The sequence below is a fragment of the Nonomuraea sp. NPDC051941 genome (assembly GCF_044593615.1).
Window position 1 is genome coordinate 20,056 of the sequence record NZ_JBIUCF010000004.1, and the last position, 22,890, is coordinate 42,945.

10 protein-coding genes are annotated in these 22,890 nt (G+C 72.3%); 4 read left to right on the forward strand and 6 right to left on the reverse strand.

Annotated features, from left to right (window positions below; all coding sequences use genetic code 11):
• Positions 1-3: 3 nt before the first annotated feature.
• The gene (locus tag ACIHFD_RS09350; RefSeq protein ID WP_397366315.1) at positions 4-630 is read right to left on the reverse strand and encodes a TetR/AcrR family transcriptional regulator; all 627 of its coding nucleotides are present in this window, start codon (positions 628-630) and stop codon (positions 4-6) included.
• Positions 631-714: 84 nt separating this feature from the next.
• Here ACIHFD_RS09350 and ACIHFD_RS09355 point away from each other — a divergent pair, with 84 nt between their 5' ends.
• Both ACIHFD_RS09355 and ACIHFD_RS09360 read left to right on the forward strand, forming a co-directional pair.
• Positions 715-1,917, forward strand: a complete 1,203-nt coding sequence (locus ACIHFD_RS09355; RefSeq protein WP_397366316.1) for a cytochrome P450 — start codon at positions 715-717, stop codon at positions 1,915-1,917.
• Positions 1,918-1,995: 78 nt separating this feature from the next.
• Positions 1,996-2,895 carry a CHRD domain-containing protein gene (locus tag ACIHFD_RS09360; protein ID WP_397366318.1) on the forward strand — a complete coding sequence of 300 codons (900 nt, stop codon included), beginning with the start codon at positions 1,996-1,998 and terminating at the stop codon, positions 2,893-2,895.
• 117 nt (positions 2,896-3,012) lie between these two features.
• On the opposite strand, the gene ACIHFD_RS09365 is transcribed toward ACIHFD_RS09360, so the two are convergent.
• From ACIHFD_RS09365 to ACIHFD_RS09380, 4 genes are all read right to left on the reverse strand, one after another.
• A complete protein-coding gene (locus tag ACIHFD_RS09365) occupies positions 3,013-4,308 on the reverse strand; it encodes a hemolysin family protein (RefSeq protein ID WP_397366319.1) in 1,296 nt (431 codons plus the stop codon).
• A gap of 65 nt (positions 4,309-4,373) precedes the next feature.
• Entirely contained in the window at positions 4,374-6,899 is a 2,526-nt protein-coding gene (mgtA, locus tag ACIHFD_RS09370; RefSeq protein ID WP_397366320.1) for a magnesium-translocating P-type ATPase, read from the reverse strand.
• Entirely contained in the window at positions 6,883-7,251 is a 369-nt protein-coding gene (locus ACIHFD_RS09375) for a metalloregulator ArsR/SmtB family transcription factor (RefSeq protein WP_350727544.1), read from the reverse strand. The genes mgtA and ACIHFD_RS09375 overlap by 17 nt, the downstream gene beginning before the upstream one ends.
• A 19-nt stretch (positions 7,252-7,270) precedes the next feature.
• Positions 7,271-7,534 (reverse strand): Sec-independent protein translocase subunit TatA, encoded by a 264-nt coding sequence (locus tag ACIHFD_RS09380; RefSeq protein ID WP_397366321.1) that lies wholly within the window; start codon positions 7,532-7,534, stop codon positions 7,271-7,273.
• Between the two features lie 198 nt (positions 7,535-7,732).
• Here ACIHFD_RS09380 and ACIHFD_RS09385 point away from each other — a divergent pair, with 198 nt between their 5' ends.
• Together ACIHFD_RS09385 and ACIHFD_RS09390 are read left to right on the forward strand one after the other, a co-directional pair.
• Positions 7,733-12,466, forward strand: a complete 4,734-nt coding sequence (locus ACIHFD_RS09385; RefSeq protein ID WP_397366322.1) for an amino acid adenylation domain-containing protein — start codon at positions 7,733-7,735, stop codon at positions 12,464-12,466.
• Positions 12,463-21,960, forward strand: a complete 9,498-nt coding sequence (locus ACIHFD_RS09390; protein WP_397366324.1) for an amino acid adenylation domain-containing protein — start codon at positions 12,463-12,465, stop codon at positions 21,958-21,960. The genes ACIHFD_RS09385 and ACIHFD_RS09390 overlap by 4 nt, the downstream gene beginning before the upstream one ends.
• Positions 21,961-22,017: 57 nt before the next feature.
• On the opposite strand, the gene ACIHFD_RS09395 is transcribed toward ACIHFD_RS09390, so the two are convergent.
• Complete coding sequence (locus tag ACIHFD_RS09395) at positions 22,018-22,722, reverse strand: BTAD domain-containing putative transcriptional regulator (RefSeq protein ID WP_397366325.1); 705 nt, start codon at positions 22,720-22,722, stop codon at positions 22,018-22,020.
• Positions 22,723-22,890 lie beyond the last annotated feature (168 nt).

A 22,890-nucleotide genomic window follows, 5' to 3' on the forward strand; every position in this document is an offset into this window, starting at 1 on the left:
TCCCTAGGCCTGGGGGTGGTCGTCCCCTCGGTAGACGGCCATCAGCAGCGGGCGGGTCAGGTCCGCCATCTCGGCGGGTGAGCGCGGGCAGTCGTGCTGGAGCCAGTCGGTGGCGACGCCGATGAGCGCGCCCGCCGTGAACGCGGCGGGCACGTCATGCGGGGTCCGGATCGTGAAGTCGGTCGGGGTGTCGTCCCCGGTGGCCTTGCGGCGCGCGCCGACGTAGGCCGCGACGGTGGCGTGGCGGCGCACGTGGTCGATGACGCGCGCGCTGCCCTGGGGCCCGAGCACGCTGCGGTAGAGGCCGGCGTGCTCGTCGAGGTGGGCGAAGAAGGTCAGCAGCGTGTCGGGGGCGTCGTCCGGGACGTCCCGGACACCGGGGTCGGGGATGGCCTCGATCAGGTCGTCGATCATCGTGGTGCACGCCGCCTCGGCCAGTTCGTGCACGTCACGGTAGTGGTCGTAGAACGTGGAGCGGCTCACCCCGGCGCGTTCGGCGACATCGGCGACGCTGATCCTGGACAGGTCGCCGTCCTGGACGAGGTCGATCAGCGTGCGTTGCAGGGCCGCCTGGGTGCGGCGCACCCGCGGGTCGCTCAGGTCGCTCTTTCTGTCTCTGGTGAGGGCCACGCCTCAGTGTACTGTGCCCTACATCTGTAGGTTAGCCTACAGATGTAGGGAAATTTGGGAATGGCACGCTGATTGGGGACAACCGTGACCGCTGACTCCGCTGAGACGCTCCAGATCACCCGCACCTGCCCGTACGCGCCGCCCGAGCAGCACCTTCGCCTCCTGCGTGAGCAGCCGGTCACCGAGGTCGCGCTGCCGGGCGGTTCGAACGCCTGGGTCGCCGCCCGCTATGAGGACATCCGTACGGTCCTGAGCGACCCGCGTTTCAGCGCCGACCGCCGCCATCCCAACGCCCCCAGGCTGAGCGGCGAGATGGCGCCCGGCGAGTCGCCGCTGCCCAAGATGATGCTGGAGATGGACCCGCCCGAGCACGGTCCGGCGCGACGCGCCGTGATCGGGGAGTTCACCCTCAGGCGCATCGCGGCCCTGCGGCCGCGCATCCAGCAGATCGTGGACGAGCACCTCGACGCCATGCTGGACGGCCCCCGCCCGGTCGACCTGGTGCGGGCGTTCGCCCTGCCGGTGCCCTCGCTGGTGATCTGCGAGCTGCTCGGCGTGCCGTACGAGGAGCACGACTTCTTCCAGACGCACTCGGCGCAGCTGCTCAACCGCGCCGCCACGCCGCAGGAGCGCCACCACGCCTCCTTCGAGCTGGCCGTCTACCTGGACAAGCTGATCAGGGCCAAGGAGGAGGACCCGACCGACGACCTGCTCGGCCGCCAGGTGGTCAAGCAGCGCGAGAGCGGCGAGGTGGACCACGGCGCGCTGCTCAGCCTGGCGTTCCTGCTGCTCATCGCCGGGCACGAGACCACGGCCAACATGATCTCGCTGGGCACGTACATGCTGCTGCGCCACCCCGACACGCTCGCCGCGCTGCGCGAGGACCCGAGCAAGACGCCGGGCGCGGTCGAGGAGCTGCTGCGGCACTTCACCATCGCCGAGTTCGCGATCATGCGGGTGGCCACCGAGGACGTGGAGCTCGGCGGCGCGGTCATCCCCGCGGGGGCGGGCGTGCTCACGCTGGCCAACGCCGGCAACCGGGATCCGGAGGTGTTCGCGGACCCCGACGCGTTCGACATCGAGCGCGACGCCCGCAGCCACCTGGCCTTCGGTTACGGCCCGCACCAGTGCCTGGGCCAGAACCTCGCCCGCGTGGAGCTGGAGATCGTCTTCGACTCGCTGTTCAGGCGGATCCCGGACCTGCGGCTGGCCGTGCCCGCCGAGCAGCTCTCGTTCAAGGACGAGGCCAGCGTCTACGGGATGCACGAGCTGCCCGTCACATGGTGACGCAGAACCGTTGAACCAAGTTCATGAATCGGCCCGTACCTCCCAGGAGTAAGCAATCACCTAACCAAGGGCCGATTCATGAACAAGCGCACCCTCGTTCTTCCTGGCCTGGCCGTCACCACCGCACTGGTCGCCGCTCCCGTGCCACCGGCCGCCGCGCAGACCAGCACTCCCGTCTACCTGGCCGCCAGCCTCGCCGGCAAGAACGAAGTGCCCGCACCCGGCACCAAGGTCGGCGATGACGACGGCGGCGCGCTCGCGGTCTTCCGCATCCACGGAAACCGCGTCGACTATGCCGTCCGCTGGAGCAACGTCAACGCCCCCAGCGGCTTCCACATCCACAAGGGCAACGCCGGCCAGAACGGCGAGGTCAAGATCCCCTTCATCACCACCGCCCTGCCGGCCCAGCTCCACGCCATCAAGGGCACCGTCATCGTCAAGGACCTCAACCTCCTCGGCCGCATCCTCAACAACCCCCAGGGCTGGTACGCCAACCTCCACAACGCCGACTTCGCCGGCGGCGCCGTACGGGCCCAGCTCCAGCGCATCCGCCCCGTCGCCCTGGAGAGCATCCTGGCCCACGGCTTCGGCCGCACCCTGACCACCCGCGCCGACGGCAAGCAGGAGATCCCCGCCCCCGGCACCAAGGTCGGCGACCACAACGGCCGCGCCGCCTGGCTCGTCCAGCCCGAAGGCGACCGCGTCTGGTTCGCCGCCACCTGGAAACACGTCGACACCCCCACCGCCGCCCACGTCCACCGCGCCCCCAAGGGCAAGAACGGCCCCGTCGTCGTCCCCTTCTTCGAGGCCAAGGACGGCCTGCCACCCAGCGTCAACGGCCTGGCCGGCAGCTCCAAGACCGACACCGCCACCGCCCGCCGCATCTGGAAGAACCCCAAGAACTGGTACGCCAACCTGCACAACGCCAAATTCCCCGGCGGCGCGGTCCGCGGCCAGCTCTACAAGGGCGACTGGTAGCGGGGGTCTCCTCGGCCCGGCGCGGGTGCGCCGGGCCGAGGAGGCGGTCTGGCTGGGGCTGCCGGTCCCGCGCGGCTAACAGGCCGGCTCGGCTACGGCCGGATCCGCCGCCCCGGTCTACGCGTCCTGTTCCGCGGCGTCGGGTACGGCGACCGGATGCAGGCGGACCTGCGTGATCGCGTGGCGTTCGACCCCGAGAACCTCGATGCGCCAGCCGGTCACGGTCACCGACTCGCCCGGCGCGGTCGGCACCCGTCCGAGCTCGGCCAGGACCAGGCCCGCGACGGTGGTGTAGTCGCCCTCCGGCTGCCCCTCCAGGTGCACGTCCACGTCCGGCAGGTCGTGCACCGGGAAGCCGCCGGGCATCGTCAGCGTCCCGTCGTCGCCGCGCTGGACGGTCTCCAGGTCGCTGTCGGTCTCGTCGTAGATCTCGCCGACCACCTCTTCGAGGAGGTCCTCCAGGGTGACGATGCCATCCACGGCGCCGCGTTCGTCGACGACGAGGGCGAACTGCTGGCGTTCGGCCTTGAAGCGGCGCAGCGCGTCGGAGACGTGCAGGCTCTCGGGGAGGACCAGGGCGGGCCGGGCGACGTCGGCGGCGGCCTCGGCGTCCTGGGTGAGCAGGTCGCGCAGGTTGGCGATGCCGAGGGTGTCGTCCAGGTTGCGCCCCCGGACGACCGGCGCGCGCGAGTGCCCGGATGCCGCCAGTTCGGCCGCGGCCTGCCGGAGCGGGGTGCCGGCCTCGATCGTGAACACCTGGCGCGGGGGCACCAGGACCTCGCGCAGCACCCGTTCGGTGATCTCGACGGCGCCGGAGATGATCAGCCGCTGCTCCGGGGTAAAACCGCGATGGACGCTGACCAGATCGCGGATCTCCTCCGGGCTCATCTCCTCCCGGTGCAGGTCGGGGTCCCCGCCCATCAACCGGACCGTCAGGTCGGTGGACTTGCCCAGCGCCCAGATGACCGGCCGCGACATGCTCCCCAGCACGCTCAGCGGACGGGCGACCAGCAGCGCCCAGGTCTCCGCGCGCTGCATCGCCACCCGCTTGGGCGCCAGCTCGCCGAACACCAGGGTGAGGAACGTCAGCACCAGGGTGACGAGGATGATCGCCACCGGACCGGCCGCGCCGCCGAGGAAGGACAGCAGCGGCACCAGGGGTTCGGACAGGGTCACCGCCGCGGTGGCCGAGGCGAGGAATCCGGCCAGGGTGATGCCGATCTGGATGGTCGCCAGGAACTGGTTCGGGTCGCGGGCCAGCTTGGCCAGCACCCGTCCTCCGCTGCTGTGCTGCTCCAGGCGGCGCAGCTGGCCCTCCCGCAGGGAGACCAGCGCGAGCTCGCTTCCGGCGAACACCGCATTGATCACGATGAGGACCGCGACCAGGGCGAGTTGCACCCAATAACCATCCACGAAAGGGGTTCCTCCAGACGCCATGACACTTGCTGTATTGCGCAACTATAAAACAAGTGTGGCGTCTATGGCGTTCTGCGGCCTCTGTCCCGGAATCTCCGGCGGGTGATGGCCAGCAACGTGCCGCCGTACAGGCCGACCACCGCCAGCAGCCAGAGGTAGCTCGTGGCAGGCAGCGCGACCAGCCCGAACGCGCCCGCCAGCGGCGAGAGCGGCAACAGCAGGCCGACCGCGGCGAGCGCGCCCGTGGCCAGCCCGAGCGGGCGCGACACCCCGCTGATGGGGCGGAGCAGCAGCATGATGACGGCCTGGGTGAGCATGTTCTCGATGAACCAGCCGGTGTGGAAGGCCGGCGCCCCCTCCACGCCGAGCACCCAGGTCAGGACGGCGAACGTGACGAGGTCCGCCACGGCATTCAGGGCCCCGAACCCGACGACGAAGCGCAGGATGGCACGCGGCCGGAGCCGGAGAGGGCGGCGCAGGACGGCCGGGTCGGCCCGGTCGAAGGCGAGGGCGAGCTGCGCGGCGTCGAAGCACAGGTTCTGCACCAGCACCTGGACGGGCAGCATCGGCAGGAACGGCAGCGCCAGCCCGGCCGCGAGCATCGCGATCACGTTCCCGACGTTGGACGACAGCGCCATGCGCAGGTAGGTGACGATGTTGCCGGTGCTGCGCCGCCCGGCGGCGACCGCGTGATCGACCGCGGCGAGATCCTTGGCCGCCAGCACGACGTCGGCCGCCTCCCGGGTGACGTCCACCGCCCCCCTCGGGCAGATGCCGACGTCGGCGGCGCGCATGGCGGCCAGGTCGTTGACGCCGTCGCCGAGGAAGCCGACCGTGTGGCCTGAGGCGCGCAGCGCGCGTACGACCCGCGCCTTCTGCTCCGGGGTGCAGCGGGCGACCACCGTCGCCCGGCCGACGGCCTCGGCCAGCTCGGCGTCGGCCAGGTCCGCCAGCTCGCCCGCGTTGACCACCGCGCCCACGCTCAGGCCCAGGTCCCGGCAGGTACGGGCGGCGGTCGCCGGATGGTCGCCGGTCAGCACCTTGGGAGTGATCCCGCGGCGGGAGAGCGCCGCCAGGGCCCCGGGCGCCTCCGGCGACGGCTCGTCGGCCAGCGTGACGAAGCCGGCGAAGGAGAGCCCGCGCTCCTCGCCCAGGCGGTGGACGGCAGGGCGGTCGGCCACAGCGACCGCGAGCACCCGCAGCCCTTCCTCGGCCAGCCGGTCGGCCAGGCGGACGGCCCGCAGGCGATCCGGCGGGCTGAGCGTGCAACGTTCCAGCACCGGCTCCACGGCGCCCTTGACCACGACGCGGTGCGCGCCGCCGTCGTGCACGAGCGCGCACGAGACGCGGCTCACCGGATCGAACGGCGAGGCGTCCACGCCCTCGACGTCCCCATGGTCGGGCGCGCCGAGCAGGATCGCCTCGTCCAGGGCGTCGGGCACCGGCGGGTCGGCCAGGTGCAGCGTCCAGAAGCTGTTGATCGCGGCCCAGCGCAGCGCCTCGGGGTCCGGACCGCCGTCCGGGCCGATGGAGTCCCGGAGCACGGGACGGTCCCGGGTGAGCGTGCCGGTCTTGTCCATGCACAGCACGTCGATCGCGCCCACGTCGTGCAGCGCGGCCAGCCGCTTGACGATCACGCCGCTGCGCGCCAGCAACGCCGACCCTCTGGCCAGGGCGGTGGTCACGACGACGGGCAGCATCTCGGGCGTGAGCCCGACGGCCACCGCCACCGCGAACGGCAGCGCCTCCAGCCCCCGGCCGCGCAGGACCGCGTTGGCCACCAGCGCCACCGGCGGGATGATCACCATGAGCCGGACCAGCGTCCAGGAGATGCCGTTCACCGAACGGTCGAACGCCGACAACCTGCGCACCGGCGCGGCGGAAGTGCCCGCGAGCATCGTGTCCGCGCCGGTGGCCGCCACCACCGCCAGCGCGCTCCCCGAGACGACGCTGCTTCCCTGCCGACACAGGTGATCGTCACCCTCGGGCAGGTCGAGCGCCCGCTTGGGAACCGGGGCCGACTCCCCGGTCAGCGGCGCCTGGTGCACCGTCAGACCCCTGGCACGCAGCAACCTGACGTCGGCCGGCACCAGGTCGCCCGGCCCCAGCTTGATCACATCGCCCGGTACGAGCTGATCGACCGGGATCTCCCGCTCCCACGGCTCGGCGTCCTCCGACGCACGCCGCCGGACCGTCGCCGTGGTGGCCACCAGCTCCCGCAGCGCCGCGGTCGAGCGGTCGGCCCGGTATTCGCCGTTGGAGCGGAGCACGCAACTGGCCACGACCAGGAGCACGATGACGCCCGCCGTGCCCCAGGACGCGATCAGGGCCGACACCACCCCCAGCGCGAGCAGCACCATCGTGAACGGGTCCCGCAGGCTGCGCGCCAGCCGCCGGGGCCAGGACACGGGACGACGACCGGGAAGGACGTTCTCACCGTGGCGGAGCAACCGGGACTCGGCCTCCGCCTCCACCAGGCCGCGCGGCCCGCTGTCCAGCAGCCGCAGCACCTGCAGCCTGCTCAGGGACGCGACCTCGTCCCCGGCCGGCCGGGACGGCGTGCTCGGCGCCTCAGGCGCCCAGACCACGGGCCTGTCCCCCCGGGCGGCCCGCCCGCTCGGCAAGGCGTCCCACCAGCACCTGGACCGTGGCGACGATGTCCTGATCGTCGATCAGGTAGACCACCCGGCGCCCCTCGCGCCTCGACCGCACCAGTCCGGCCAGCTTCAGCTTGGCCAGGTGCTGGCTGACCGCGGGAAGCGCGCCGCCCACCCGCTCGGCCAGCCCGGTCACGTCGCATTCGCCCTGTGCCAGCGCCCAGACGATGTGCAACCGCGGAGGCGACGACAGCAACCCGAAAGCGGCCGCGGCTTCGGCCAGCACGTCGGCGGGCGGGTCGCCGACCTCCCCCATCGCCACCGTCACTCCTCCTCCGGACATAGCCGCCCAGTCTAGGGCGTCACGGCTTGGCCTGCCCGTCCTCCCGCATACCCGCGCGCAGCCTGGCCGCCCGCTCCTCCAGCCGCCGCGCCTGCTCCTCCAGCGTCGGGCCGGAGGGCGGCGGCTCGGCCGGTTCGTCGTCGTGGAGCCTGCCGGCCTCGGCCTTGAAGATCCGCAGGGACCGGCCGACGGCGCGGGCCGTCTCCGGGAGCTTCTTCGCGCCGAAGAGCAGCACGAAGACCAGGGCGATGATGAGGATTTCAGCCCATCCGAGATCCTGCATGAGGAGTCCTAACGTTGCTCGGATGCGCAAGTATAGGAGTGTCCGGGCGCATCGAAGACGCCACCTGCCGGTCGAGCGCCGCCGCCTCTGGATCGCATGATCACCAGATGGTTGACAGAGATCTAATGACAAGGTCATTCTGTTCGGCGGCCCACCCCCAAAGGGTCCTAAAAAACTCAACAATCGGCAGGCGTGACAATGACGTCAGATGCACCACCCTTGGCATCTGTTCTGCACCTTTACCAGGAGCAGTTGTACGCGGCCCCCGAAAGGGTCGCTGTTTCGGCCGGGCAAGAACACCTCACTTACCGGCAGTTAGATCGCCTGGCCAACGGCATCGCCGCCCAGCTGCGTCATCTCACGATGACCGGACAGCGGTGGGTCGCCGTGCTCGCCGGCCGTTCCATCCGGCTGGTCGCGGGACAGCTCGGCGCGATGAAGGCGGGCGTCGCCTTCGCGCCGATCGACCCGGCCACGCCCGTGGAGCGGATCCACGCCATGCTGGCGGGAGCCGCGGCCGTGATCACGGCGCCGGAGTGGAGATCGCTGGTCCCTGACGGCATCCCGGTGATCGACACCCCCGCCGAGGCGGACGCCTCACCCCCGCCCGACGTCGAGCCCGACGACCTCGCCTACGTCGTCCACACCTCCGGCTCGACGGGGACGCCCAAGGGCGTGCTCGTCCCCCACCGCGCGCTGACCAACCTGATCGGGTGGTCCCACGAGACCTTCGGCCTCGGTGGCCGTGCCTCGCTGCTCACCAGCCCCAACTTCGACCCGTCGGTCTGGGAGATCTGGATGTGCCTGACCGCGGGCACCACGATGGTCATCCCCACCGAGGAGATCCGGCTCTCGCTGCCCGCGCTCCGCGACTGGATCGTGGATCAGGAGCTGACCACCTGCTACGCGCCCACTCCCATCGCGGAGGGCCTGCTCGGCCTGTCCTGGCCGGAGGAGACCAAGCTCGCGACGCTGAGCACCGGCGGTGATCGCCTCACCACCTACCCGAGGCCCGGGCTGCCCTTCCGCCTCATCAACCTGTACGGCCCGGCGGAATGCGCCGTCAACGCCATCGCCGGCGAGGTGCCCGTCCACGACGGTCAGAGCCGCCCGCCCGCGCTCGGCTCGCCGCTGCCCGGCGTCACCGTCCGCCTCCTGAACGAGGAGATGCGGCCGGTCGACGAAGGCGAGATCCACCTCGGCGGCGTGTGCGTCGGCCTGGGCTACCTCGACCGGCCCGACCTCACCGCCGAGCGATTCGTCCGCGATCGCGACGGGCAGTTGCTCTACCGCACCGGCGACCTGGCCCGCCGCAACCGGGCCGGCGAGATCGAGTTCCTGGGACGCCTCGACGACCAGGTCAAGATCCGCGGCAACCGGGTGGAGCTCGGCGAGGTCGAGACCGTGCTCGGCCGTCACGAGCGGGTGCGTGCCGCCACCACCGCCGTCCGCGGCCACGAGCTGGTCGCCTACGTCGTGGGCACGGCGACCGAGCAGGAGGCCCGCGCCCACCTGCGCCGGTTCCTGCCCGACTACATGATTCCCACGGCCTGGGTCTTCCTGGACGAGCTCCCGCTGACCGGCAACGGCAAGGTGGACCGGGCCGCGCTGCCCGACCCGGTCCGCGCGCCCCGCTCGATCACGCCGCCCGCGACCCCCACGGAGGCGCTGCTCGCCGAGATCTGGCAGGACGTCCTGGGCGCCGGGCCGATCGGCGCCGACGACGACTTCCTGGCACTGGGCGGCCAGTCGCTGCTGGCGATGCGCATCGCCGCCCGCGCCTTCGAGAAGCTGGGCAAGCCGGTCGAGCCCCGGATGCTCTTCGAACATCTCACGCTCGCCGCCCTCGCCCACGCGATCGACGACCTGCCGGAGGCGACGGCCGTCACCGCGGCCGAGGGCGGGCTCACGCCCGCGCAGCGCCGCCTCTGGTTCATCGACCAGGTCGCGCCCGGCTCGCAGTACAACGTGCCCATCCTGTTCGCCCTGGACGGCCCCCTCGACACCGGGCGCCTGGAGAACGCGATCAACGAGATCGTGCGCAGGCATCCGCCCCTGCGCACCCGCTACGAAGAGCGCGACGGCGAGCCGGTGCCCGTGATCGGCGAAGCGGCGCCCGTACGGATCAAGGTCATGGACGCCACCCCGCGTGGCGCGCACGCCCTGGCGCTGCACCACGCGCGTGACCCCTTCGACCTGCGCGACGGTCCCGTGCTGCGGGCGCTGCTGCTCCGGCTCGGCGACGACCGGCACCGGCTGCTGGTGACCGTCCACCACATCGCCTTCGACGGCTGGTCGGCCGGGGTCTTCCTGGACGAGCTGGCGCGGCTCTACGCCGGGGAGAGCCTGCCTGCGGCGGCCTGGCCGTACCGGCGCGGGCAGAGCCTGGACGGCCTGCCGTACTGGAGGAAGGTCCTGGACTCGCCGCCCGAGCGGCTGGGGCTGCCCGCGGACGGCCCGGGACCGGCCCCGGGGTCGGCCCCAGGATCGGCCCCAGGATCGGCAGGGCTGTCCCGGCGCGGCGGCCGGGTCCGGGCCACGCTGCCGGACGGGCTGCTCGCCGAGCTGGAGTCGCTGGGCAGGCGCGCCCAGGCCAGCCCGTTCATGGTGCTGTTCGCGGCCTTCCAGGCGCTGCTGCACCGCTACAGCGGTCAGGACGACATCGTGACGGGCGTGCCGTTCTCCGGCAGGGAGACGCCGGGTGCGGACTCGATGATCGGCTTCTTCGTGGAGACGCTGCCGGTCAGGACCCGTCTGGACGGCGATCCGACGTTCGAGCGGCTGCTCGCACAGGTGCGGGCGACGGTCCTGGCCACGCCTTCGGACGTGCCGCTCGAGGAGATCGTACGAGAGCTGTGCCCCGACGGCCGGCCGCCCTTCGACGTGATGTTCGCGATGCAGGAGCCGGCGGACGCCAGGCGGGGCGACGGGGTGACCTTCCGGATCCTCGAGGAGGTCGAGAACGGCGGCGCCAAGGCCGACCTGGTGCTCTACGCCGAAGGGCGGGAGATGAGCCTGGAGTTCGCCACGGACCTGTTCGAGCGCGCCACCGCGGAGCGGCTGCTGGGCCACTACGTGCGCGTCCTGGAGCAGGTGGCGGCCGACCCGGCGGCGCCGCTCGCCGCGCTGCTCGCCCGCGAGCACGAGCCCCCGGGCCGGGGGCGCGACCAGTGCCTGCACCGGCTCTTCGAGGAGCAGGCCGACAGGACCCCCGACGCGGTCGCCGTCGAGTTCGAGGGCGCCGCCCTCACGTACGCCGAGCTCGACCGGCGGGCCAACAGGCTGGCCCACCTGCTGCGCGGGCTCGGGGTCGGCCCGGAGGTGCCGGTCGCCCTGCACGTACGGCGCTCGCTGGACCTGCCCGTGGCCCTGCTGGGGATCCTGAAGTCGGGCGGCGCGTACGTGCCGCTCGACCCCTCCTACCCCGAGGGACGCCTCACCCAGGTGCTCGGCCGCGTCGACACCCCGGTCCTGGTGACGCACCGGGCGCTGGCCGGCGGCCTGCCGCACGAGCGGCCCGTGCACGTCGACACCGACCTCGACGGACAGCCCGAACACCGGCCGGACAGCGGTGTCACCCCGGACGACCTGGCCTACATCCTGTTCACCTCGGGCTCGACCGGACAGCCCAAGGGCGTGGCGATGCCGCACCGCCCGGTCGCCAACCTCATGGCCTGGCACAGCGGCGCCTACCGGAGCCTGCAGTTCACCGCGCTCGGTTTCGACGTCTCGGTGCAGGAGATCTTCAGCACCTGGGCGTACGGCGGGACCCTGATCATGGTCAGCGACGAGGTCCGGCGCGACCCGGCCGCCCTGCTCGACCACATCGCCCGGACCCGCGTGGAGCGGATCTTCCTCCCCTTCGTGGCGCTGCAGTCGCTGGCCGGCGCCGGGGTCGAGCCGCCCGCCACGCTGCGCGAGGTGATCACCGCGGGCGAGCAGCTCCAGGTCACCCCGCAGCTCGAGCGGTTCGTCAAGCCGTGGATGACGCTGCACAACCAGTACGGGCCGACCGAGGGCGCGATCATCGACATCGCCCACACGCTCACCGGTCCTCCGGCGGACTGGCCCCGGCTGCCGCCCATCGGCAAGCCGGTCACCGGCGTCCAGGCGCTGATCCTGAACCGCCTGGGCCACGAGGTGCCCGAGGGCGTCCCCGGCGAGCTGCACCTCGGCGGCGCCTGCCTGGCCAGGGGCTACCACGGCCAGCCCGAGCTGACGCGCGAACGTTTCATCACCTGGCGGGACGGGCGCCGGCTCTACCGGACCGGGGACCTGGCCCGCCGCAACGAGGCCGGGGAGATCGAGTTCCTGGGCCGCGCGGACGACCAGGTCAAGATCCGCGGTTACCGGGTCGAGCCCGGCGAGATCGCCGCGGTGCTGGCCGGGCATCCGGCCGTGCGCGAGGCGTTCGTCATGGCTCTGGAGGGCAGGCTGGTGGCCTACGTGGTCGCCGACGGGACCCCCGAGCTGCGTCCCTACCTGGCCGGACGGCTGCCCGAGTACATGGTGCCGAGCACGTTCGTCGCGCTGGACGCCCTGCCGGTGAACCCTTCGGGCAAGGTGGATCGGCAGGCCCTGCCGGACCCCGGCCAGAGCGTGCGGACCGTCGCGGCGCCGCTCACCCCGGTGGAGCAGACCATCGCCGCCATCTGGCAGGAGGTGCTGGGCGGGGCGGTCGGGCGGCACGACAACCTCTTCGAGCTGGGCGGCCACTCGCTCAACGCGACCCGGATCGCCTCCCGGTTGCACGAGGCGCTGGACGTACGGGTGCCGCTGCGGACGCTGTTCGCCCACCCGACCGTGGCCGAGCTCGCCGCCCAGCTCACGTCGCCGGACGTGGAGGCGGCGGCCGAGCTCTATCTCATGGTCGCCGCGTATTCAGATGACGAGGCCGAGGCCCTGCTGCGGTCGATGGAAGGTGACGAATGAGCCTGTCAGACCAGCAGCGCCAGCTCCTGGAAGCGTTACGCAAGAAGAAGCAGGCGCAGGCCGGGCCGCTCAGGCCCGCCCGGCTGCCGATGTCCTTCACCCAGCTCCGCGCCTGGTACCTGGACCGGATGGCCCCGGGCGCCGCGCATTACCTCATCCCGCTCGCCTTCCGCATCGAAGGCCCGCTCGACCGCGACGCGCTGCACCGCGCGTTGAACGCCCTGGTGGCCAGGCACGAGAGCCTGCGCACCACGTTCGCCATGGACGAGGACGGCCCGTACCAGATCGTGGCCCGATCACTGGCGATCGACCTGGCGGACGCCGCCGACGGCACGCCGATGGACCTGACCACCGGCCCGCTCATCCGCGCGCACCTGGAGCGCGAAGGCGCGGACCGGCACGTCCTGCACCTCACGCTCCACCACATCGTCGCCGACGCCTGGTCGCTGGACGTGCTGCGCCGGGAGCTGGGCGCGCTCTACGACGGCAGGGAGCTGCCGGCGTTGTCCCGGCAGTACCCCGACTACGCGATCTGGCAGCGAGAGAACGACTACGGCCGGGATCTGGACTTCTGGCGGGAGACGCTGGCGGGCGCGCCGCCGATCAGCGAGCTGCCGGCGGACCTGCCCCGGCCGGCCGTCCAGACGTACGCGGGCGCGGAGCTGCCCTTCTCCCTCGACCTCCCGCGCGAGGAGTTCAAGGCGTACTGCCGGAGCCTGGGCGCCACCCCCTACATGGTGCTGTTCGCGGCCTATCTGGTGGTGCTCTCCCGGCGCTCGGGCCGGCGGGACCTGGTGGTGGGAACGCCCATCGCCAACCGGGACAGGGTCGAGTTCGAGGGCCTGATCGGGTTCTTCACCAACACCCTGGCCATCCGCGCCGACCTGTCGGGCGATCCGTCGTTCGCCGAGGCGGTCGAGCGGGTCAAGGACGCGGTGCTCGACGCTCACGACCACCAGGGGATGCCCTTCGAGCGGCTGGTGGAGGAGCTCAACCCGGAGCGCCGCCTGGACCGCAGCCCGGTGTTCCAGACGATGTTCAACATGCTGCCCGAGGCCACGGCGGCGCTGGAGCTGGACGGGCTGGCGGTCACCCCCGTGGAGATCGCCGAGCACACGGCCAAGTTCGACCTGACCGTGGGCGTCCGCGAGACCCTGGACGGGCTCGTGGAGTACAACACGGACCTGTTCCACGCGGGGACGATCCGCGATCTCGTGGCAGATCTCCGGCGAGTCCTCTCGGCGGCCATGGCCGGGGACGAGGCGCCCGGGGAGATGCCGCGTCACCAGATCTCCCAGCTCGTCACCCGGGCCTGGCGCGAAGCGCTGGGCAGCGACGCCTTCGGCCCCGACGACAACTTCTTCGACGTGGGCGGCCACTCGCTGCTGGTCCTGCAGGTGCACGAGCGGCTGCGCAAGCGGTTCAGCCTGACGGTCACCGACCTGTTCAGGTTCCCGACGATCGCCTCGCTGACGGCCTACCTGAGCCCTGACGCGCCGGCGCCCGCGGCGGTCGCCAGCACCGCGCCCGCCGGCGGCGCGCTCGCCATCGTCGGCATGGCCTGCCGCTTCCCCGGCGCCACCGGGCCGGAGGAGTTCTGGGCGGCGATCCGCGACGGCGTCGAAGCCGTACAGGACTTCACCGACGAGGAGCTGCTCGCCGACGGCGAGGACCCCGACCGGCTGGCGGACCCCGCCTACGTCAGGTCGGGGACGGTGCTGGACGGCATCGACCTGTTCGATGCCACGCTGTTCGAGTTCACGCCGCGTGAGGCCGAGATCCTCGACCCGCAGCAGCGCCTGTTCCTGGAGACCGCCTGGGAGGCGCTGGAGGACGCGGGCTGCGACCCCGCCCGCCACCCGGGGCGCATCGGCGTCTTCGCCGGTTCGGCGATGAGCAGCTACTACATCGAGAACCTGCTGGCCGCGCCCGACGTGCTCAGGGCCGTGGGCGAGTACCAGGTCATGCTCGGCAACGACAAGGACTCCCTGCCGACCAGGACCTCGTACAAGCTCGACCTGCGCGGGCCGAGCGTCAGCGTCAACAGCGCCTGCTCCACCTCGCTGGTCGCGCTCCACCTGGCCAGGCAGAGCCTGATCGCGGGCGACTGCGACCTCGCGCTGGCCGGGGCGGTGCGGGTCAACGCCTGGAGCCGCCGCGGCTACCTCTACCAGAGCGGCGGCATCGGCTCGCCGGACGGCCACTGCCGGCCCTTCGACGCCGAGGCCCAGGGCACGATCGGCGCCAGCGGGGTGGGCATCGTCGTGCTGAAGCGGCTGGAGGACGCCCTCGCCGCGGGCGATCCCATCCACGCCGTCGTACGCGGCTCCGCGGTCAACAACGACGGCACCCGGAAGATCGGCTACACCGCGCCGGCCGTGGACGGGCAGGCCGAGGTCATCACCGCGGCGCTGGCCTCGGCCGGCGTGGACCCCGGCACGATCGGCTACGTCGAGGCGCACGGCACGGGCACCGCGCTCGGCGATCCCATCGAGGTCGCGGCGCTCTCCCAGGTCTTCACCGGGGATCGGCCGATCGCGCTGGGCTCGGTCAAGTCCAACATCGGCCACGCCGACGCCGCCGCCGGGATGGCCGGGCTGATCAAGACCGTGCTGGCGCTCAAGCACCGTACGCTGCCGCCCACGGTCAACTTCGCGACGCCCAACCCGCGCATCGACTTCAGCCCGTTCTACGTGCCCACCGCCGGCGCGGAATGGCCTCAGGGCCAGGGACCGCGCAGGGCGGGCGTCAGCGCGTTCGGGATGGGCGGCACCAACGCCCACGTGGTGCTGGAGGAGGCGCCCGAACAACCCGCCGCCCCGCCGGCGGCCGGCCCGCACCTGCTCGTCATGTCGGCCGCCGGCGACTCGGCGCTGGCGGAGACGGCCACGCGGCTGCGCGCCCACCTGGCCGCGCATCCGGACGCGGACCTGGGCGAGGTCGCCGCCACCCTCCGGCACGGCCGCCGCCAGCTGCGGCACCGCGGCATCCTGGTCGCCGAGGACCACCGGTCGGCACAGGACGCCGAGCTCGTCGCGGGCGAGTCACGCCCGCGCGAGATCGCCTTCCTCTTCCCCGGCCAGGGCGCGCAACGCCGCGGGATGGGCGCGGGCCTGTATCGATCGGAGAGCGTCTTCCGCGCCACCGTCGACGCCTGCTCCGGCCTCCTCGAGCCGCACCTCGGCCTCGACCTGCGCGAGGTCCTGTACGGCGAGGCCGGCGATCTCGACCAGACCTGGCTCACCCAGCCCGCCCTCTTCGTCACCGAGTATGCGCTCGCCCGCGCACTGATCGAGCGCGGGGTCCGCCCGGCGATGATGGCCGGGCACAGCATCGGCGAGTACGTCGCCGCCTGCCTGGCCGGGGTCTTCACCCTGGAGGACGCGCTGCGCCTGGTCGCCGCCCGCGGCCGCCTGGTGCAGAGCCTGCCCCCCGGCTCGATGCTGGCGGTGCCGCTGCCCGAGTCCGAGGTCGGCGACCTGCTCGGCGAGGACATCTCGCTGGCCGCGGTCAACGCCCCCGAGCTGTGCGTCCTGGCCGGCCCCGAGCAGGCCGTCGCCGAGCTGGAGCGGCGGCTGGCGGGGCAGGGCGTCGCCTGCCGCGCGCTGCGCACCTCCCACGCCTTCCACTCCGCCATGCTGGATCCGGTGCTCGACGCCTTCGCCGCCGAGGTCGCCTCGGTGCAGCTGGGGGCGCCGGACCTGCCGTACCTGTCCAACGTCACGGGCGGCTGGGCGTCCGGCGCCGAGACCAAGGACCCCGCCTACTGGGTGCGCCACCTGCGGGAGACCGTGCGGTTCGCCGACTGCGCCGGCGCCCTGGTGGCCGCCGACGCCGCGGTGATCGAGGCGGGGCCGGGCCGTACGCTGACCACCCTGGTCCGCCGCCAGGGAGGCCAGGCGGCGGTCGCCCCGTTCACCGAGCCGGACAGCGGGCAGTCCGCCCTGCTGGAAGGCATCGGACGGCTGTGGGTGAGCGGTGCCGGCATCGACTGGACGGCGTTCGGCCCGCCGGGCAGGCGGGTGCCGCTGCCCACGTACCCGTTCGAGCGGCGGCGCTTCTGGATCGGGCCGCGCGCCCGGCGCTTCGAGATCGCGGCGGCGGCTTCGGCACCGCTGACGGCAGCGGAGCCGGTGGCGCAGGCTCGGGCGGTCCAGGAGCTCGACGCGGTCGCCGCCGCCTGGCAGGACGTGCTCGGCATCGTGCCCGCCGGCCCGCAGGACGACTTCTTCGGCCTGGGCGGCGACTCCCTCGTGGCCACCCAGCTCGCCTCCCGCCTCGGCCTGCCGATCGAGGCGATCTTCGAGCATCCGACGCTGGCCGGCCAGCGCGCGCTCGTCGCCGCGGCGCCCGCCCCCGCGCTGGTCCCGGCCGTCGCTTCGGTGGGAGCCCGCGAGGTGATCCCCGTCGTCGAGGATCCCGGTCCCGCGCCCGTCTCGTTCATCCAGCGGCGCATGTGGTTCATCGACCAGGTGCACGGCTCGGCCGCGTACGCCGTGGCCACGGCGCTGGACCTGCGGGGCGAGCTGGACGTGGAGCGGCTGCACGGCGCCCTGCGAGAGCTGGTTCGGCGGCACGAGTCGCTGCGGACCGTCTTCCGCGCTCCGGACGGCGAGCCGGTGCAGGTGGTGCTGCCCGCAGGGGAGGTGCCGCTGCCGGTCGAGGACTGCGACGACGCCGAACGGGCGCTGAGCGAGGCCGCGGCCGAGCCGTTCGACCTGGCGCACGGCCCGCTGTTCCGGGTCCGGCTGCTGCGGCTCGCCCCGGATCACCACGTCCTGTCGCTCGGCTTCCACCACATCGTCGTGGACGGCTGGTCGATCACCCTGCTGCGGACCGAGCTGGTCGCGCTGTACAACGGCGAGACGCTCCCCGAGCAGCCGGTCAGGTACCGCGACTACGCGCGCTGGCAGCGGGAGCAGGTCGCCGATCTCGGCTTCTGGAAGGAGCGGCTGCGCGGCATCCCGCACAGCCTGGACCTGCCCACGGACCGGCCGCGCCCGCCGATGCAGACCTTCGAGGGGGCGGTCGCCACCCACGTGCTCCCCGCGGAGCTGGCCGGGGGGCTGCGGAAGCTGAGCCAGGAGCGCGGCGCCACGCTCTACATGACGCTGCTGGCCGCGCTCCACACGCTGCTGTACCGCTACAGCGGCCAGGAGGACATCTGCGTCGGCTCGCCGGTGGCCGGGCGCACCCGCCCCGAGTTCGAGGGCATCGCGGGCTGCTTCATCAACACGCTCGTCATGCGGGCCGCGATGGACGGCTCGATGCCGTACACGCAGCTCCTGGCGCAGGTGCGCGAGTATGCCCTGGGCGCGTACGCGCATCAGGAGGTGCCGTTCGAGCAGCTGGTGGAGGAGCTCAACCCGCCCAGGGACCTGTCGCGCAACCCGCTCTTCCAGGTGCTGTTCAACCTGCTCAACCTGCCCCAGAGCGACCTGGACATGAACGGGCCGGCCGTGGAGGAGCTGGCCGTGGAGACCGGCACCGCCCAGGTGGACCTGGTGCTCTACGTCTACGAGCAGGGCGACGAGCTGCTGTGCCGGCTGGAGTACAACACCGCGCTCTACGACGCCGGCACCGCCGGGCGGCTGCTGCGGCACTACGAGACCCTGCTCTCCGCGATCGCCGCGGCGCCCGGGACGGCGCTGTCCGGCCTGGACCTCCTCACCGGCGAGGAGCTGGAGGAGCAGCTGGCCTGCCAGGACGTCGAGGTGCCCGACCTGTGCATCCACGAGCTGGTGGAGGCCCAGGCCGACCGGACGCCCGACGCCGTGGCCGTCACCTTCGAGGGCGTCTCGCTGACGTACCGGGAGCTGGACGAGCGAGCCAACCGGGTCGCCCGGCGCCTGCGGGCGGCGGGGACGGGACCCGAGACGCTGGTGGGCGTCGCGCTGGAGCGGTCGGCCACGATGCTGGTCAGCCTGCTCGGCGTGCTGAAGGCGGGTGGCGCGTACGTGCCGCTCGACCCGATGTACCCGCAGGAGCGCCAGGACTACATCCTCGACCACTCCGGCATCGGCGTCCTGGTCACCGAGCGCGAGCTGGCCGGCCGCTACACCGGCTACACGGGCGAGCTGATCCTCACCGACGAGGGGTTCCCGGAAGAGAGCCCGGAACGGCTGCCCGCGCAGGCCACCCAGCAGAACCCCTGCTATGTCCTGTACACCTCGGGTTCCACCGGGCGGCCCAAGGGCGTGCGCGTCCAGCACTCCTCGGTCGTCAACTTCTTCACCTCGATGAGCCGCGAGCCCGGCCTGACCGGCCAGGACACGCTCTTGGCCGTCACGACGTCCGCGTTCGACATCTCGGTGCTGGAGCTGTTCCTGCCGCTCACGGTCGGCGCCCGCGTGCTGATCGCGAGCCGCGAGGCGGCCTACGACCCGGTGAGCCTGGCCGCCCTGCTGGAGGACGCGACGGTCATGCAGGCCACCCCGGCCACCTGGCGGCTGCTGCTGTCGGCGGGTTGGGAGGGCAAGCCGGGGCTGAAGGCGCTGTGCGGCGGCGAGGCGCTGCCCGCCGATCTGGCCACCGGCCTGCGCGGGCGCGTGGCCGAGCTGTGGAACATGTACGGGCCGACCGAGACCACGATCTGGTCCACCCTCACCCGCGTCACCGACGGGCCGATCACGATCGGCCACCCGATCGCCAACACCCGGATCCACCTGCTCGACACCGCGATGCAGCTGGTTCCCACCGGCGTGGTCGGCGAGCTCTACATCGGCGGGGCGGGCCTGGCCCGCGACTACCTCCACCAACCCGAGCTGACGGCCGAACGCTTCGTCACCTGGCAGGACGGCAGCCGGCTGTACCGGACCGGTGACCTGGCCCGCCGCCGGGCCGACGGCTCGATCGAGTTCCTCGGCCGGGCGGACGGGCAGGTGAAGGTCCGCGGCTACCGGATCGAACTGGGCGAGATCGAGTCGCTCCTGCTGGCACATCCGGCGGTCCGCGAGGCGGCCGTGGTGGTGCGCGGCTCGGACGAGGACAAGAGCATCGCCGCCTACCTGGCCGCCGATTCCGACCATGACTGGCGCGAATACCTGCGGCGCAAGCTGCCCGACTACATGATCCCTTCGGCGTTCGTGCCGCTGGAGGCGCTGCCGCTCACCCCCAACGGCAAGGTGGACCGCAAGGCGTTGCCCGAGCCGGTGGGCCAGGCACGCGCCGAAGGCACGGCGGCGCGGACTCCGGCCGAGGTCAAGCTGGTCGAGCTCTGGTCGCAGATCCTGGGCGTGAAGGGGATCGGGATCGACGACGACTTCTTCGCGCTGGGCGGCGACTCCTTCAAGGCCGTGCGCGCCGTACGGGACTCGGGGATCCAGGCGACCGTGCTGGACCTCTTCAAGAACCCCACGATCCGAGCGTTCGCCACGCTCGACGGCTCATCGCACGACATCGGCCTCCTGCATGAACTGACGCCTCCGCGTCCGGCGGCTTCGCTGACCCTGGTCTGCGTGCCGTTCGCGGGCGCCGGCGCGATCACGTACCAGCCGCTGGCCGCGGCCCTGCCCGAGCACATCACCATGCTCGCGCTGGAGCCGCCCGGCCACGACACCGGCAACCCCGGCGAACCCATGCTGCCCTTCCACGAGCTCGTCGAAGGCTGCGTCAAGGAGATCAAGGAGAAGGTCGACGGGCCACTCGCGCTCTACGGCCACTGCATGGGCGGCGCGCTCACCGTCGAGCTGGCCCGCAGGCTGGAGGAGGAGGGCGTCGAGCCGGAGAAGGTGGTGATCGGCGGGCACTTCCCGGCGCCCCGCCTGCCGGGCAAGGCCTTCGCCTGGTTCCGCAGGACCTTCCCGATGGAGCGGTGGACCTCCAAGCGTCAGGCGCTGGAGTTCCTGCGGGCCATGGGCTTCTTCACCGAGGCGCTGAACCCTCAGGAGCGCGACTTCATCATGGGCGTCTTCCTCCACGACACCCAGGAGGGTGAGGACTACTACACCGAGCTCTACCAGGCGCCCATCAAGAAGCTGTCGGCGCCGCTGGTGTGCGTGGTCGGCGAGAACGACCGCGCCACCGAGCTGCACGAGGAGCGTTTCCGCGAGTGGGATGCCTTCTCCGACTCGGTGTCGCTGGAGGTCATCCCCAAGGCCGGGCACTACTTCCAGAAGCACCAGGCGCCCGAGCTGGCCGGGATCCTCGGCGGCGACGACCGGACAGCGGCTCCGCTGCCGCCCCGCTACCAGCAGGCCAGCCTGAAGACGTTCTCCCTGGTGGCCTTCGGCCAGCTGGTGTCGCTGATCGGCACCGGGCTGACCACGTTCGGCCTGGGCCTGTGGGCCTACCAGCAGACCCGGTCGGTCTCGATGTTCGCCCTCGTCTCGGTCATGGCCCTGCTGCCCGCCGTCGTGCTGGCGCCGATCGCCGGCGCGGTGGCGGACCGCTTCAACCGCAGACTCGTCATGATCACCGCCGACTCGGCGGCGGGGTGCGCCTCCGTCTCGCTGGCCGCCCTGCTCTGGACCGGCGGGCTCCAACTCTGGCACGTCTACCTCATCGTCGCCGTCGGCGCGGTGTCGACGGCCTTCCACCAGCCCGCCTACATGGCGGCCGTGGCCCAGTTGGTGCCCAAACGCTATTACGGCAGGGCCAACGGCCTGACCCAGCTGGGGCAGGCGGCGGGAACCGTACTGGCGCCACTGCTCGGCGGCGCGCTCGTGGCCGCCGTCGGGCTGAGCGGCATCGTCCTGATCGACCTGTCCACCTTCGCCTTCGCGGTCGTCGTGACCTTGGCGGTCCGGTTCCCGGACACGCTGTTCAAGAAGCGGGAGGAGCCGTTCTGGCAGGAGGTGACCGGCGGCTGGCGCTACATCAGCCGCAGGCACGGGCTGCTGGCGATCATCCTGTTCACGGCGTTCCTGAACTTCCCGTTCGCGATGGTCGAGGTCCTGTCCACGCCGCTGCTGCTCAGCCTCACCGACACCCGCGGCCTGGGCGTGGCGCTCTCGATGACCGGCATCGGGCTCCTGCTGGGCAGCCTGATCATGACGGTGACCGGCGGCCTGGCGCGGCGCACCAACGGCATCCTCGGCTCCTTCATGGCGCTGGGCGTCGCCTTCGCCGTCATCGGGATCGCGCCCCACCCGGCGCTGCCCGCGATCGGGCTCTTCCTCATCGGGCTGCTCACCGCGTTCCTGAACGCGCACTGGTTCTCCATCGTGCAGCAGAAGGTCGGGCTCGACCTGCAGGGCCGGGTCATCGCCACCAACCTGATGCTCAGCTGGGCGCTGGTCCCGGTCGGGTTCCTCCTGGCCGGACCGCTGGTGGAGCAGGTCTTCAACCCCATCGCCGGCTCCGCGCACGGCCGGGGGATCGCCCTGCTCACCATCGTGGCGGGCGCGGTGACCGTCCTGATCGGGCTGGCGGCCTTCCGCTATCGGCCGGTCCGCTTCCTGGAGGACGAGCTGCCCGACGCGACCCCCGACGCGGTGGCCATCTCCGACAAGGACCTGATCCAGCAGGAGGCCGACAGACAGCTCGTCGCGTGACCCCTCCTCTCCCCCGGTACGGCGTGTGCCGGGGGAGAGCCGGCCGCCTGAGCGCGGTCAGCTCGGCGCCGGAAGCTCGACCAGGCCCGTGAACTCGGGGCTGGGCCGGACCTTGATCTCCCGCCACAGCAGCTCCGTGAACGCGCGCACGGCGCGCACCGCCTCCACCAGGTTGCCCTCGGCGAGGTGGATGCGGACGACCAGGCGCTGGGAGCTCTCGCGCAGCGGCTCGTACTCGACGGCGGCCAGCGCGAGGTCCAGTGCGCGACCGTAGGCACCCTGGGCGAGCTGCCGTTCGGCCATGGCCTCCAGGGTGTGCAACTGGAGCTGACGGACGCGCTCGCGGACGGCGACGACCCACTCGTCGTACCAGCCGGGCAGCAGCACGCCGCGCGGCGGCACCCACGAGCCGTCGTCCTCGGCCTGCGCCGGTCGCCGCACGTGCAGCCGCTGGCTCAGCGCCTGCAGCTCGTCGACGTCGACCGAGACCCGAGGGTCCAGCCGCATGGCCGGGCCGCCCGTGACGATCAGCCCCGGGCAGGCCCGGCCGGCCCGCCAGAGGGTGGTGCGGAGGTCGGCCTGCGCGCGGGCCTCGCTGGAGTCGGGCCACAGGCTGCCTGCGGCGAAGTCACGGGTCGCGGTGCCGTGCAGGCCGAGAAAGGCGACCAGCCGCCGAGCGCTGTGCGGGAGCTCGCCCCACCGTGCACCGCCCGTTTCAGCGCATGCCGACACCTCGAAGGTGCCCAGCAGACGCAGGCTCACCGACCCCTCCGGCCGTGCATCGTACGCCGCGACAGCAGAAGTGCTGTCCATCGGGCGCCCCTCCTCTGCACGAACAGATCCCCCTGGGTTTTATGCCGTCCACAGATGATCTGTCAATAGGGCGTAACTTTTCGTGAGCCAGGCGGTCATGAGCTGGGCTTTTGAGCT